Raw genomic sequence first — 14717 nt, forward strand, 5'->3', positions numbered from 1 at the left:
GCTTGCCCCGGCCCGCCGCCCCCGAAGTCCTGATCATCGGCGCCGGCCCCGCGGGGCTGACGGCGGCGACCTATCTGGCGCGGTTCCTGCGCAGGGTTCTGGTCGCGGACGCGGGCCAGCCCCGCGCCTGCTGGATCCCCGTCAGCCACAACATGCCGGGCTTTCCGGCGGGCATCACCGGGGCCGCCATCCTGTCGCGGCTGCGCGAACAGGCCGAGGAATACGGCGCCGTCGTCGAGGCCGGCTCGGTCGAAAGCCTCACCGCAGTCGAAGGTGGCTTCATCGCGCGTCTGAACGGGCGCGACATCGCGGTGCGCGCCGTGCTTCTGGCCACCGGCGTCGTCGACCACCATCCCGACCTGCCGGGCGTTGAGGATGCGGTGCGGCGCGCGCTGGTCCGCATCTGTCCGATTTGCGACGGCTATGAGGCGACCGGCAAGGCCGTCGCTGTGATCGGTGACAGCGACATGGGTGTGCGCGAGGCCGCCTTCATCCGCACCTACACCGACCGCGTCACCCTGATCCACATCGGAGCCCCCGACATCCTGACCGAGCGCGCCGCTCTGGACCGGCTCGGGATCGCCCTCGTCGAAACGGCGATCGAACAGGTGCATCTGGAGGACGACCGGGTCACGGCCTTCAGCTTCGGCGGGCATCGGACGGCCTTCGATCTCGTCTACTCGGCGCTCGGGACCTCGGCCAACGCCTCACTGGCGGAAGGCCTCGGCGCCCTGACCGGCGACGACGGACGTCTGGTCGTCGACAGCCATCAGCGGACCACCGTCCCGGGCTTCTACGCCGCCGGCGACGTGGTGCGGGGTCTGAACCAGATCGCGGTGGCCACGGCGGAAGCGGCCGTCGCCGCCACCGCCATCCACAACGCCCTGCGCGAGGCCGATGGACTGACCGTCTGACAATCAGGCCTGTTTCGACTTCACCCAGTCGGCGACCACGGTCTGGAGCACCGCGATCGGCACCCCGCCGACGCCCAGCGCCGTGTCGTGGAAGCCCTTGATGTCGAACTTGTCGCCCAGAGTCGTCTTGGCGTCCTCGCGCAGGCGCACCCACTCCGTGTGGCCGATCTTGTAGCTGCAGGCCTGACCCGGCCAGACGCAGTAGCGTTCGACCTCGGTGGCGATGCCGCTCTCCTCGTCGCCGCCGGTGTCGACCATGTAGCGGATCGCCTGTTCGCGGCTCCACCGCTTGTGGTGCAGGCCGGTGTCGGCGACCAGACGCGAGGCGCGGAACAACAGGCTCTGCAGATAGCCCAGCTCCCCGAACGGATCGTTCGCATAGACCCCCATCTCGTCGGCGAGCTGTTCCGAATACAGGGCCCAGCCCTCGCCATGAGCCGAGAAGAACAGGGCTTTGGAGATCAGCGGCAGGCCGGTGTTCTCGACCGCCAGCGTGCCCTGCAGATGGTGACCCGGAATGGCCTCGTGATAGGTCAGGGTCGGCAGGGTGTATTTCGGCCATTCGGCCGTGTCGCGCAGGTTGATGTAATAGGCGCCAGGGCGCGAGCCATCCAGCGATGGCGACACCGCATAGCCGCCCGGCGCGCCGGCCTCGATGGCCACCGGCACGCGCCGCACCTCGACATCGGCCTTGGGCAGTCGACCGAAATATTCGGGCAGACGAGCCTTCATGGCGACGATCTGGGCGTTCAGATCGATCAGGACCTGGGCCTTGCCGGCGTCGGTGTTCGGATAGAGGTGCTTCGGATCCTTGCCGAGCGCGGCCATGCGCTGGCCGACCGTGCCTTCGGTCAGACCCTGCGCCTTCAGGATGGCGTCCATGCGCGACAGGATATCCTTGGACTGCTCCAGCCCCATCTCGTGGATGGCGTCCGGCGTCAGGTCCGTGGTGGTCATCAGCTTCAGGGCGGCGGCGTAATAGGCCGGGCCGTCGGGCAGGCCCCAGATGCCCGCGTCAGACTTCGCCTTCGGCAGCAGCTCATTCATCAGGGCGATCTGGCGATCGAGGGCCGGATAGACCTGCTGCTCGACGAGGGCGGCGGCGCGGGCGTCCCAGTCCCCGGCCAGACCCTTCTCCTTCGCCCGGCGCGACAGACTGGTGGTCAGGCCCGCCTCGGCCGGTGCGGCCGAGCGCAGGGCCGTCATCTGGATCAGGGCCTTCCTGATGATGAAGTCGGGCGGGATCACCCCCTTGGCGGCGTCGGCGCGGCTGGAGGCGGTTTCCTGATCCATGGTCGTCGCCATGGCCGACAGGCGCGACAGATAGGCCTCGGCGTCCGCTGTGGTCTCGATGGAATGCTGGGTGTCGAGGAAGTCCGGGACGAACTGATAGGTCCCGGTCAACTGGCTGATCGTATAGGGCTGGATCGGGTAGGCCGAGGCGTCGACGAAGCCGAAATCGCCGTAGCCGAAGCCCTTGGCGGTATCGAGGGTCTCGGCCTGGAACTTGACCACGCCGAAGCTGGCGGCGCTCTGGCCGGTCAGTTTCGAGGCGTCGATGGCGCGGATCTTCGAAACCCAGGCGTCATTGCGGGCGATGGCGGCGGCGCGGCCCTCGGCGCCCTTGGGCGAGAACTGGCCCTTGAGCGCGGCGCGGGCGCCGGTGTCGAGACCGAGATTGGTCGCCAGGGCCGGATTGACGTCCACCGAGGTCTCGCCGATCTCCGCGACCAGGGCGTCAGCGGCCGAAGACGGCCCCGCCCCCTCGGCGGCGCAGGCGCCCAGCGATCCGACGACGGGCGCGAAGGCCCCGGCGGCGACGGCGGTCTGGAGCAGGCGGCGGCGGTCGATCATGGGACGTCTCCGTTCAGGGACGCGCATTGGCCCCCAAGCCGAAGCCCGCCGCAAGACGGCGCCGCCGATTTTCCCGTTCGGTCAGCGTGCGGGAACGGCTCCGACCGGGCGCGACCGTCCGGCCTTCGCCGCGGCGCGGTCCTGTCGCGCCTGGGCAATCAGGTCGGCCGCTACGGCGACCCAACCCCATACAGGCTCCTTATGCGTGCGGTACATCTCTTCCATAACAGCCTCCTGTGCTGCGGTTCATCGAGACGCACAGGTTGGGCTTGACGGCGCTGGCCCACAAACCGGATTATGCGCGTCCACTACAAGGCGGGCTTATGTCTGATCCCCTTTCCGGAATTCCGCTCGCCTCCATCCGCGTGTTCGAGGCGGCGGCGCGCCTGAAGAGCTTCACCCGCGCCGCCGAAGAGCTGGGCATGACCCAGGCCGCGGTCAGCTGGCAGATCAAGGCGCTGGAGAGCCGGCTCGGCATGAGCCTGTTCCGCCGCCTGCCGCGCGAGGTCGCCCCGACCGAGCCCGGTGAACGGCTGGCGCGCGCCGCGACCGAGGCCATGCTGCTGCTGCGCCGCGCCCTGAACGACCTGACCGACGCCGATCAGGGGGTGTTGTCGATCACCACCCTCGCCACCCTCGCCAGCCAGTGGCTGGCCCAGCGGCTGGGCGAGTTCCAGATCGCCAACCCGGGTCTGGCCGTGCGCGTCGACACCTCTTCCGCCCTGATGGACCTGACGCGCGAGAACGTCGACATCGCCATCCGCTCGGGCACAGGCTCCTGGCCCGGACTGGAGACGGCACTGCTGATGCCGAGCGTCTTCACCCCGCTGTGCACGCCCGCCTTGTGCGAAAAGCTGAACCTGCGCACCCCCGCCGACCTGATCGCCGCGCCGCGTATCGGCGAGGAAAAGGAATGGGGCGCCTGGTTCGCCGAGGCCGGGGTCGAGGGCGTGGCCCATCCTGCCGTGAGGCTGCGCGCCGACTTCCAGGCGCTGGAGGTCAATGCGGCGCTGGGCGGTCAGGGCGTGGCCCTCGCCTCCCCCATCCTCTATGCGCGCGAGATCGCCGCCGGGATGCTGATCCAGCCCTTTTCCCAGATGGTTGAGCTGAGCCCAGGCTACTGGATCTGCTGGCCCGCCGACCGTCGGCGCTCGCCCAAGATCGTGCGCTTCCGCGAGTGGCTGTTGAAGGCGGCGGCGGACGATCCGGCCATCACCTCGGCCTTGACCGGGGTCGGCCGCTAGATCCGATCAGGCGCCGCGGATCAGGCCCGTTGGGTCGCGACCCAGTTGTCGACGACCCGTTCCAGCACCGTCAGGGGCATGCCGCCGCCGGCCAGGGCCGTGTCGTGGAAGCCCTTGATGTCAAACCGGGGGCCCAGAGTGGCCTTGGCCTTTTCGCGCAGACGGACCCATTCGTTGTGCCCGACCTTGTAGGCGCAGGCCTGACCGGGCCAGGCGCAATAACGCTCGACCTCCGACGTCGCCCCGCCCGTCGCCCGGCCGGTGTTCTCGATGAAATAGCGGATGGCCTGTTCGCGGCTCCAGCCCTTGGAGTGGATCCCGGTATCGACCACCAGCCGGACGGCGCGGAACAGCAGGCTCTGGTAGAAACCGACCTGGCCCAGCGGGTCGTTGGCATAGGCGCCAAGTTCGTCGGCGAGCTGTTCGGCGTACAGCCCCCAGCCTTCGGCGTAGCTGGAAAAGAAGAGCGTGTTCATCAGCCGGGGCGCCGATCCGCTCTCCTGCTGCAGCGAAATCTGCAGATGGTGACCCGGAATCGCCTCGTGATAGGTCAGGGTCGGCAGGCCGAATTTGGGCCAGTTCGCCGTGTCGGTCAGGTTGATCCAGTAGATGCCCGGCCGCGAGCCATCGAGGCTCGGCGCGTTGTAATAACCCTGCGACGCGCCTTCCTGGATTTCCGGGGGCACGCGCTTGATCTGGACGGAGGCCTTGGGAAGCCTGCCGAACGCGTTGGGCAGCAAGGCCTGCATCGCCGCCATCTGGGTGTTCAGATGGGCGACCAGCTCGACCTTGGCGGCGTCGGTGTTGGCATAGACATTGGCCGGATCCTTGGTCAGGGCGGCGATGCGCTCGCCGACCGTCCCCTGGGTGAACCCCTGCGCCTTCAACAACACGTCCGAGCGGGCGGTGAGATCGGCGACCTGCTCCAGCCCGACCCGATGGATTTCGTCGGCGGTCAGGCGGGTCGTGGTGATGTAATGCAGGCTGTTGGCGTAGTACTGCTCGCCTTGCGGCAGACGTGAAACCGAGGCCTCGTGACTGGCCGTCGGCAGTTTCGCCTTCAGTGCGTCGTTCTGGCGTTGCAGGGCGGGATAGACCCGCTCGGTGACCAGTTTTTCGACGCGCGGCCCCCACTCGCCGGGGATCGACTTCTCGCGCGTCCGTCGCACGATGGATCCGACCAGGGTCGACTCGTTCGCCGCCGTTCCCAGCATGCCTTCCTGCAGGCCGATCGTCTTGGCGAGGATGAAGTCCGGCGGCACGACGCCACGGCCGAAATCTTCCAGCATCCGCTCGGTCTCGGCGGTCAGGACATCGGCGAAGGCGTCCACGCGAGCGACATAGGCCTCGGCGTCGGCGGCTGTCTCGATCGTATGCTGGTTGTCGAGGAAATCGGCTGTGCCCTGATAGGCCCCTCCGCCCTGGCTGACACGGTAGGGATTGGGCCAGCCTCCCTGACCGTACGGGATACTGTAGGTCGCGATGACCGCATCCAGATTGGCGGCGATAGTGTCGTAATAGATGCCGTCCTGGACATCCATCGAGGCGCGATCCAGCCGGTCGAGATCGGCGCGCTCCTTGCGGGTCGCGGCGCGTTGACGTTCTTCTTCCTCAAGCGTGGGGATCGTCAGCCGCGACTTCAGCGGGGCCCGGGCGCCGGTGTCGAGCCCCAGACCGGTCGCCGTCTCGGGCGAGGCGTCGACCTCGGCCTCGAAGGTCTTGTCCATGTAGTCGGCCAAGGCTGCCTTGGACGAAGCGGCGTCTCCGGAAAGGGCGAAGGCCTTGCCGCCGGCGGCGAGCGCGGCTCCGGCGGATGCGGCGGCGAGAAGGCGACGGCGGTCGATCATGGGAAACTCCGAAAGCGAGTGCGCCGGGACCCTATGCGCCGCCCTGACGGGCGGGCAAGTTAAGGAACGGTCACACAGGACCGCCCTCGGGTTAGCGCCCGCGATCAGTCCGCGTGCAGCTCCTGCTTCACCCGTTCCGCCAGGGTCTTGATGTCCAGCGGCTTGGGCAGGAAGGACACGCCCTTCTCGTCCTGCAGCAGGTCGGAGAAGTCGCTCTCGGCATAGCCCGAGATGAACATCACCGGGGCGTCGCCCAGATAGGGCCGCGCCTTCTTGAGCAGGGACGGACCATCAAGGCCGGGCATGATGACGTCGGAGATCATCATGTCGATCTGGCCGGCCCATTCCTCGGCCAGGCCCAGGGCCTCCTCGCCGTCGGCGGCCTCGATCACCTCATAGCCGCGCTGGCGCAGCAGGCGGGCGGCGATGCCGCGCACCGCGGCCTCGTCCTCGACGAACAGGATGCGGCCGGCCCCGGACAGGTCGCGCGGCGCGGCCTTGACCTTGACCACCACGGGGGCGGCCTCGACCAGCTCCTCGGGCGTGGCGGCGGGCAGGAAGATACGGAAGGCGGCGCCGGCCCCCTCGATATTGGCCACGCCGATATGGCCGCCGGCCTGCTGGACGATGCCGTAGACGGTGGCCAGACCCATGCCCGTGCCTTCGTTGACCGCCTTGGTCGTGAAGAAGGGCTCGAAGATCTTGTCCAGCAATTCGGGCGGCACGCCGGGGCCGGTGTCGGAGACCTCGATCAGGGCGATCTCGCCGCCGGCCTGTTCGTTGGCGGGGGCATCACGCCAGCCCAGCAGACGCGCCTCCTCGACCGTCAGGCGCTGGGTCTTGATCGTTACCACGCCGGCGCCCGGGGCGACCACGCCGCGCATGGCGTCGCGGGCGTTGACGGCCAGATTCATGACCGCCGTCTCCAGCTGGGACTTGTCGGCCAGGACCACCGGCAGGTCGCGGCCGTAGTCGGTCTCCAGCCGCACGTCCTCGCGCAGCAGACGACGCAGCAGGACGGTGAACTCCGAGACCAGCTCGCCCAGATCCAGCCGCTCGCGCCGCACTGTCGACTTGCGCGAGAAGGCCAGCAGCTTGCGCACCAGATCGGCCGCGCGGATCGCCGTCTGGCGGATCTCGTTCAGGCCTTCATAGGACGGGTCGCCGACCGGGTGGCGCTCCAGCAGGCCGCTCAGTTGCAGCTGGATGGCGGTCAGCAGGTTGTTGAAGTCGTGGGCCACGCCCCCGGCCAGTTGCCCCACTGCCTGCATCTTCTGGGCCTGCGACAGCTGCAGCTCCATCGACTTCTGGGCCGAGACGTCGAACAGCCAGATGCGCCGCTTGTCGCCCTCGGGGGCGACATAGAGGTGCAGCATCTTGTCGGGGAAGGCGCGGGCGACCAGCTCGATCGGCCCGGTCGAACCGTCGGCCAGACGTTTGCGGGCCTCGCCCACGCCGCCGGGTTCGAACAGATGGCCGAAGGCGGCGTCGCCGGCGGCATTCGGGCCGGTCAGGACCGACAGGGCCGGATTGGGCTCTTCCGCCCGGCCGGCGAAGATATCGTCACCCGCAATCACGGCCGAGCCGAACGGGGCCCCGGCGGCCATGGCCCGGCCCTCGCCCTTGGCGGCGACATAGGGGCGCGGCGCGGAGGTGGTGTGGGTCAGTGCGGCCTCGGGCGCCTCGCGCACCAGGAAACGCCCCTCGCCGGCCAGACCGATCAGGACCTCGATCTCGCGCTCGCCCAGACGGACGATGGCCCGGCCCTGCTCGCCTTTTCGGGCTTGGGCGAAGGCCATGTAGAGGGCCTGGGCCGACTTGCCTTTCGGCAGGGCCACGGTCGCGCCGTTATGCGAGGCCCAGGCGCCGTTATAGGCCAGCACCTGACCTCCGGCCCAGACGAGGGCGGCGGGCTCGGCCATGGCGTCCAGCATCTCGACCGCCACGTCGCCGGCAGGGCGCTTGGCGTCGACCCGGCCGAAGGCGAACAGGCCGATCAGGGCCACGGCCGAAACCGTCAGCAGCAGGATCATGCTGGGCGTCGTGGTCGGCCCGGCCCGGAACGCTGGCCAGGCCAGGGCGGCGATGGCCATGGCGAAACCGACCGACATCACGATCATCAACAGATCGACGCCGCGCCCCTTCCTGAGGCCGGCTTTCTGGAGCTTTGGCAAACCCGGTGTGACTGCGGTCATGCGACCCCGCGACGAATCAGAGTCCTGAGCATACGCGGAAACGCGATCAGCGCTTCTTCCGCTTCTGCATGACGAATCCGATGACCTTGGCGGCGGCCTCGAAATGTTCGCGCGGGATGGTCTCGTCGACGTCGACGGCGGCATAGAGGGCCCGGGCCAGGGGCACATTCTCGACGATCGGCACCTTGTGCTCCTTCGCCACCTCCCGGATACGCAGAGCGAGCGCATCAACGCCCTTGGCCACGCAGACGGGGGCCGCGTCGCCCTGATCGGGCTCGTAGCGCAGGGCCACCGAATAGTGGGTCGGGTTGGTCACGATGACGGTGGCCTTGGGCACATTGGCCATCATCCGCTGGCGGCTCTTTTGCATGCGGATCTGCTTGAGCTTGGCCTTGACGTGCGGGTCGCCCTCGGTCTGCTTGTAGTCTTCCTTCAGCTCTTCCTTGGTCATCCGCATCTTCTTGGCGAAGCGCAGCTTCTGCCAGATGAAGTCCGCGCCCGCCGCCGCACCCATGAAGACCAGGGCCGAGGCCAGAAGGGCCACCGCCAGGTCGCGGGTCAGGGGCAGGATGGCCAGGGGGCTCATCGCCGCCAGGTTCTCGAACTCGCGCATATGCGGCTTGAGCACCATCCAGCAGATCACGCCGACAGCGATCAGCTTGGCCAGGGTCTGGCCGAAATGCATGAAGTTGTCCGGGCCGAACAGCCGTTTGAACCCGGCCATCGGGCTGACCTTGTCCCATTTGGGCGCCAGCTTGTCGGGGCTGAAAATCAGGCCGCCCATCTGGCCGACATTGCCGCCGACGCCGCCCAGGATGGTGGCCAGCATGACCGCTCCGAGGAAGGGTCCCACGGCCCACATCGCCGTGATCCCGATCTGGGCGCCCGAGCCGGATTCCAGGATGCCGAGCATGGCGTGGGGCGAGGCGATGAAGGGGACGAAGGACTCCGCCATCTTGCTGGCGAAATAGCCGCCGCCGAAAATCACCACGGCGGAGGCGCCCATCAGGCTCAGGGTCTGGGCGACGTCGGGAGATTTGGCGACGTCACCCTTGCGTCGCGCCTCCTCGAGTTTTCGTGGGGTGGCGTCTTCTGTCTTGGAGTCGGGATCGGAGTCTTCAGCCACCGGCCGCTCCTCCCGCTCCAGCCGCGAATACCGACGCCAGGGCGCGGAAGCGGTCGATGAACACAGTGCCCAGCACGCCCAAGGACAGGGCGAAGATGGACAGACCCAGGATGACGCTCAGCGGCGCCGCGGCGAAATAGACCTGGAAGGCCGGCATGACCCGGGCGACCAGGCCCGAGGCCAGGTTGAAGATAAGGGCGAAGACGATCACCGGCGCCGCCAGCTGGACGCCCAGCATGAAGCTGTCGCCGACGGTGCGCACCGCCATCTGGGCGAAGTCGGCGACGATCAAAGGCTTGGCCGGGGCGATCAGCTCATAGGACCCGACGATGCCGGCGATGAACAGGTGATGGGTGTTGGTGGCGAACACCAGCACCGTGCCGAACAGCATCAGGAAGGAGGCGACGGTGGTGTTCTGCTGGCCCGACAGGGGGTTGGCGGTCTGGGCGAAGCTGAGCGTGGTCTGCAGGGAGATGATCTCGCCCGCCGTCGACAGCGACGATGTGAAGATGCGCAGCATGGTGCCGATCATCAGGCCGGTCACGACCTCGCGAATGACCCAGCCGAACACCCCGCCCACGGTCGCCGGCAGGGCCGGCAGACTGCCCGCCACGATCGGCCACAGCACCAGCGAGACCAGCAGGGCCAGGGCCAGCCGGATGCGTGGCGGCACATAGCTTTCGCCGATGCCGGGCATGGTCAGCAGCAGGGCGCCGATGCGGGCGAAGATCAGCCCGCCGGCCCAGACCTGATCGGCGGTGGCGTAAGGCTCCACGTCCTCGCTACATCCCGGCGATGCGGGCGGCGATGGTGCGCATGAAGCCACCCAGCAGGGCGCCCATCAGCGGCAGGAACAGCAGCAGGGAGACAAAGATGGCGATGATCTTGGGCGCATAGACCAGGGTCTGTTCCTGAATCTGCGTCAGGGCCTGGAACAGGCCGATGCCGACGCCGACGATCAGGCCGACGATGAGCACGGGGGCGCACAGCTGAATCGTCAGCCACAGGGCGTCGCGGCCCACGTCCAGAACTTCAGCGCCGTTCATAAATCTCTACGCTCCCGATACTGGGCAGAAAATGCCGGGACCATGGTTAACGGCGGGTTAGCAAAGTCCCCCTCCCCCTTCAGACTTTCGACGGCTATATCCCCTCGATGACCGATACGCCCCACGATCACTCCGTCTCTCCCGAAGAAGCCGAAGCCGCCGTTCGCACCCTGATCAAATGGGCGGGCGACGATCCCGACCGCGAGGGGCTGCTGGACACCCCTGCGCGCGTGGCCCGCAGCTACAAGGAGCTGTTTCAGGGCTATGAGAGCGATCCGCGCGCTTATCTGGAACGAACCTTCGAAGAGGTCGGCGGCTATAACCAGCTGGTCGTGCTGAAGGACATCCGCTTCGTCAGCTTCTGCGAGCACCACATGCTGCCGGTCGTGGGCGTGGCCCATGTCGGCTATCTGCCGACCGACCGCGTCGTGGGCATCTCCAAACTGGCGCGGGTCGTGCGCGGCTACGCCAAGCGGCTGCAGATCCAGGAGAAGATGACCGCCGAAATCGCCACCGCCATCGAGGAGGTGCTGCGGCCCCAGGGCGTCGGCGTGGTCATCGAGGCCGAGCACAGCTGCATGACCCTGCGCGGCGTCAATGTCCCCGGCGCCAAACTGACCACCAGCGCCCTGCTGGGCGTGGTCAAGGACGACCCCCGCACCCGCGAGGAGTTTCTGCGCCTGACCCGGTGACGGCGGCGCCGTCCCCTAAGTCAAATGTCACGCCCTCGAAGTTGAACGCCCGGCCATTGCAACCGTCGCTGTAGCCGATGGTCCGACCCTTGCTCGAACAGGCTCGAAGGAGCCCGTGAGATGGCCTGGACCGCGATTTCGACCCGAAACGAGACACCGCCGATCTCCCGTGGCGGCTGGCTGGACGCCCTGCGTTTCATTGTGGCCAGCCTGATCATCCTGCACCACTACCAGGCCGCCGGCCCCGTGCCCCTGTCGCAGCTCATCAATCCGATGTTCGAGCGCGGCGGCTTTCTGCTGACCAACTTCTTCCTGATCGATTCCGGCTATGTGCTGATGCGGGTCTATGGGGCGGCGGTGAACGCCGGACGGATGTCGCCCGGCGACTTCTTCCTGAAGCGCTATCTGCGCGTGGTCCCGGCCCATCTGATCATGGGACTGACCCTGGTGACCCTGGTCGTGGTTTCGACCGCCCTGGGCGAGCCCCCGCGCAATCCCGAATGGTTCCGCTGGGACCAACTGCCCGCGCAACTGACCCTGACCCAGGCGTTCGGCGTCCATGGCGGCCTGGGCTGGAACGCGCCCAGCTGGTCGGTCTCGGCCCTGATCGGCTGCTACCTCGCCTTCCCCTGGATCCTGAAGGGGATGAAGCGTCTCGGACCGTGGACGGCGCTGGCGGGTGTGGTCCTGCTCTATCTCGCAGCCAATCAGGCGGCCTGGGCCCTGTTCGGCTATCCCGTCTATCAGATGCCGATGATGTACGGCTTCTGGCGCGCCCTGCCTCTGTTCATCCTGGGCATGGGTCTGGCCCAGTTCACCGAACGGGTCTGGATCGCGCCGAAGCTGGCCGCTGTGGTCGGCGTCCTCGCTGCCGTCGCCTTCTTCGTGGTCGAGGCGTTCGACAAACACGCCCTGGTCGCCCTGGTCCTGATCTCGCTGATCATCCTGTCGGCCGGCGCGGTGCCGGTGACCCGCCCGTCGAAGCTGGTCGAGAAGCTGTCGGTCATGTCCTTTTCGATGTTCATCACCAATGAGGTGACGCGCATCGGCTGGTTCGGTGTGGCCAATGTCCTGATCGCCCGCTTCGCCCTGCCGGTCGCGGCGCAATGGGTTCTCTACGTCGGCGGGATCGCGGCTGCCTTCGCGGTGGCCTTCGCCTTCCACACCGTCATCGACCAGCCGATGCAGACCCGCATCAAGGCTTGGTTGAAGACCCGCCGCAACCGCCGCGTGGCGGTTGTCGCGGCGCCGGTCCGGACGCCCGAAACGGCCTAAAGTTATAGGTTTACAGCGCCGTACGAGGGCAAAGCCTAGCGCTGCGTAAACCATTGCCGGGCAGGATGAGGACAGTTCCCTCTCCCCCGAGCGCGTCATGTCCGAGATCGATCGCCTAACCGCACTACACAGCTTCAACGTCATCGGCGCGCCCGCCAATCCGGTGCTTGACGCCGCCGCGCGGCTGGCGGCGAAGCTGTTCTCTTGTCCGATGACGGCCGTCACCCTGATCGACGAGGACACCCAGTGGCTGGCGGCGCGAACCGGGATCGACGTCTGCTCGACCTCGCGCGAGGAGGCCTTTTGCGCCGTGACGATCCAGCGACCGCCCCGCGGCATTCTGGTCGTCGAGAACGCGGCGACCGACCCCCGTTTCCGCGACAACCCGATGGTCACCGGCGACCCGGGCGTCCGCTTCTACGCCGGCGCGACCCTGACGACCTCCGACGGGTTCAATCTGGGCGCCCTGTGCGTGATCGACACCGTGCCCCGCCCCCGCCCTTCGGACGAAGCGCTGGCGGAACTGCGCGACCTGGCCGACCTGGCGGTGGCCGAACTGGAGCGGCTGCGCGCCGAACACGGGCTGAAGGAGCGCGAACAGGTGCTCGCCATGGCCGAGGCCATGAGCGGCGTGGGCCACTGGAAATGCGACCTCAAGACCGGGACCCTGCTCTGGTCCGACGAATGCTATGCCATCTACGGACTGACCCGTGAGACCTATCAACCGGTCCTGGGCAAGGCGATCCTGTTCTACGACACCGAGGATCAGACGATCCTGAGGAACGCGATCGAATCCTCGACCCTGGGCAAGGGCCCCTTCCAGGTAGAGCTGAGCTTCAACCGGGCGGACGGCCAGAAGCGCCGCGTTCTGGCCAAGGGCGACTGCCAGTTCGATCGCGAAGGCCGCCCCGTCAGCCTGTTCGGCGTCTTCCAGGACGTGACCGACCAGCGCGCCGCCATCGTCGCCGCCGAACAGGCCGCCGCGGTCAAATCCGAGTTCCTGGCCAATATGAGCCACGAGCTGCGCACGCCCCTGACCAGCATCGTCGGCTTCACCGACCTGGCCGCCGAACAGCCTGACCTGTCGCCGGTCATGCGCGACTACATCCGCCGCATCGACAACGCCGGTCGGGCCCTGCTGTGCACGGTCAATGACATCCTCGACTTCTCCAAGCTGGAGGCCGGTCAGGTCGCCATCCGGCCCGAGCCGACCGATCTGGAAGATCTGTGCCGCTCCACGCTGGAGCTGTTCGCGCCCCAGGCCGGGGCAAAGGATCTGACGCTCGACTTCCGCATGAGCTCGGTCTCCTCCGCCCTGGTCCCGGCCCTGATGATCGATCCGGACAGGGTCCGTCAGATCCTGCTCAACCTGATCGGCAATGCGGTGAAGTTCACCACGACCGGCGGGGTGAAGGTCGTCGCCGCCTGGGATCCACGCACCCAGCGCCTCGGGGTTTCCGTCGCCGATACCGGCGCGGGCATTCCGGCCAACAAGCTGGGCCTGCTGTTCCAGCGCTTCTCCCAGATCGACGGCTCGACCACGCGCGGCGCGGGCGGCACCGGCCTGGGTCTGGCGATCTGCAAGGGCCTGTGCGAGGCCATGGGCGGAACCGTCGGCGCCGACAGCGTCGTCGCCCGCGGCAGCCGCTTCTGGTTCGAGATCGACGCCCAGGCCGCCAACGCCGCCCTTGAGGTCACGCCGCCTGCCGAAGTCACCCAGTTGTCGGCCCTGAGCGGAACCCGGGTGCTGGTCGCCGATGACCATCCGGCCAACCGTGAGCTGGCCCGCCTGTTCCTGTCGGGTCTGGGGGCTGACGTGGTCGAAGTCGAGGACGGCGCGGCGGCCGTTGATCGCCTGACGCAGGAGGCCTTCGATCTGGTCCTGATGGACCTGCGGATGCCGCGCATGGACGGCCGCGAGGCGCTGAAGGCCATCCGGTCCTATGTCGCCTCGGCCGCCGACACCCCGATCCTGGCCTATACGGCCGACGGCGACGGGGATACTTCCCGGCTGATGGCCGCCGGCTTCGCCGGGGTGGTGTCCAAGCCGCTGGTTCCGGCCGACTTCTTCCGCACAGTCAGCCGCGCCCTCTACGGGGCAGCGATGAAGCGCGCGGCCTGATTGGCCGGGCCGCTGGCCTCAGGTCCCGCTGTTGATGTGCAGGATGTTGCCGTCCGGGTCCTTGAACCAGACCATTCGGAAGTCGCCCATGCGGTGGACCCCGTTCTCGAAAGTCGCGCCCGACATGTCGTAGTTCTCGAAGGCGACGCCCTTCGTCGTCAGGTCGGCGACCACGGCCTCGATGTCCTCGCCCACGCCCCAGACCACGGCATTGGCCTGATTGGTTCCGGCATAGTTGGAGACATAGACGACCAGCTTCGTGGGTCCCGTGGCGAAGACCAGGATCTGGTCGTTGGTCTCCGGCGTGGCCTCGAGGCCCAGCGTTCCGCCGTAGAAGGCCCTGGCGCGGGCGAGGTCCTTGACGGCGACGATGGCGGAGGAGGGCTTGTCCTTGAGCATGGC

12 protein-coding genes are annotated in these 14717 nt (G+C 67.8%); 5 read left to right on the top strand and 7 right to left on the bottom strand.

Features of this window, described 5'->3' with window-relative positions:
• Positions 1 to 2: 2 nt before the first annotated feature.
• Positions 3 to 914, top strand: coding sequence for an NAD(P)/FAD-dependent oxidoreductase (locus tag AC07U0_RS01965; RefSeq protein WP_494718350.1), 912 nt, complete (start codon positions 3 to 5; stop codon positions 912 to 914).
• A gap of 3 nt (positions 915 to 917) precedes the next feature.
• Here AC07U0_RS01965 and AC07U0_RS01970 read toward each other — a convergent pair whose 3' ends face one another.
• Positions 918 to 2768: a DUF885 domain-containing protein gene (locus tag AC07U0_RS01970; RefSeq protein WP_494718351.1), complete on the bottom strand. Its 1851-nt coding sequence runs from the start codon at positions 2766 to 2768 to the stop codon at positions 918 to 920.
• Positions 2769 to 3091: 323 nt separating this feature from the next.
• Between AC07U0_RS01970 and AC07U0_RS01975 the strand changes: the two genes are divergently transcribed.
• Entirely contained in the window at positions 3092 to 4012 is a 921-nt protein-coding gene (locus AC07U0_RS01975; RefSeq protein WP_494718352.1) for a LysR substrate-binding domain-containing protein, read from the top strand.
• Positions 4013 to 4032: 20 nt separating this feature from the next.
• On the opposite strand, the gene AC07U0_RS01980 is transcribed toward AC07U0_RS01975, so the two are convergent.
• The 5 genes from AC07U0_RS01980 to fliQ form a co-directional block, all read right to left on the bottom strand.
• Entirely contained in the window at positions 4033 to 5859 is a 1827-nt protein-coding gene (locus AC07U0_RS01980; RefSeq protein WP_494718353.1) for a DUF885 domain-containing protein, read from the bottom strand.
• Between the two features lie 104 nt (positions 5860 to 5963).
• Complete coding sequence (gene cckA / locus AC07U0_RS01985; protein WP_494718354.1) at positions 5964 to 8054, bottom strand: cell cycle histidine kinase CckA; 2091 nt, start codon at positions 8052 to 8054, stop codon at positions 5964 to 5966.
• Positions 8055 to 8100: 46 nt separating this feature from the next.
• The gene (gene flhB / locus AC07U0_RS01990) at positions 8101 to 9180 is read right to left on the bottom strand and encodes a flagellar biosynthesis protein FlhB (protein WP_494718355.1); all 1080 of its coding nucleotides are present in this window, start codon (positions 9178 to 9180) and stop codon (positions 8101 to 8103) included.
• Positions 9173 to 9955 (bottom strand): flagellar biosynthetic protein FliR, encoded by a 783-nt coding sequence (fliR, locus tag AC07U0_RS01995; protein ID WP_494718356.1) that lies wholly within the window; start codon positions 9953 to 9955, stop codon positions 9173 to 9175. Before fliR ends, flhB begins: the two co-directional genes overlap by 8 nt.
• Positions 9956 to 9962: 7 nt before the next feature.
• Positions 9963 to 10226: a flagellar biosynthesis protein FliQ gene (gene fliQ / locus AC07U0_RS02000; protein WP_494718357.1), complete on the bottom strand. Its 264-nt coding sequence runs from the start codon at positions 10224 to 10226 to the stop codon at positions 9963 to 9965.
• Between the two features lie 107 nt (positions 10227 to 10333).
• Between fliQ and folE the strand changes: the two genes are divergently transcribed.
• The 3 genes from folE (at position 10334) to AC07U0_RS02015 (ending at position 14315) form a co-directional block, all read left to right on the top strand.
• Positions 10334 to 10918 carry a GTP cyclohydrolase I FolE gene (gene folE, locus AC07U0_RS02005; protein WP_494718358.1) on the top strand — a complete coding sequence of 195 codons (585 nt, stop codon included), beginning with the start codon at positions 10334 to 10336 and terminating at the stop codon, positions 10916 to 10918.
• A gap of 120 nt (positions 10919 to 11038) precedes the next feature.
• Entirely contained in the window at positions 11039 to 12193 is a 1155-nt protein-coding gene (locus AC07U0_RS02010) for an acyltransferase family protein (RefSeq protein ID WP_494718359.1), read from the top strand.
• Positions 12194 to 12290: 97 nt separating this feature from the next.
• Complete coding sequence (locus AC07U0_RS02015) at positions 12291 to 14315, top strand: ATP-binding protein (RefSeq protein ID WP_494718360.1); 2025 nt, start codon at positions 12291 to 12293, stop codon at positions 14313 to 14315.
• An 18-nt stretch (positions 14316 to 14333) separates the two neighbouring features.
• Here AC07U0_RS02015 and AC07U0_RS02020 read toward each other — a convergent pair whose 3' ends face one another.
• Positions 14334 to 14714 carry a VOC family protein gene (locus AC07U0_RS02020; protein ID WP_494718361.1) on the bottom strand — a complete coding sequence of 127 codons (381 nt, stop codon included), beginning with the start codon at positions 14712 to 14714 and terminating at the stop codon, positions 14334 to 14336.
• Between the last annotated feature and the right edge of the window lie 3 nt (positions 14715 to 14717).

It is taken from the genome of Brevundimonas sp. GW821-FHT02A10 (assembly GCF_059422025.1).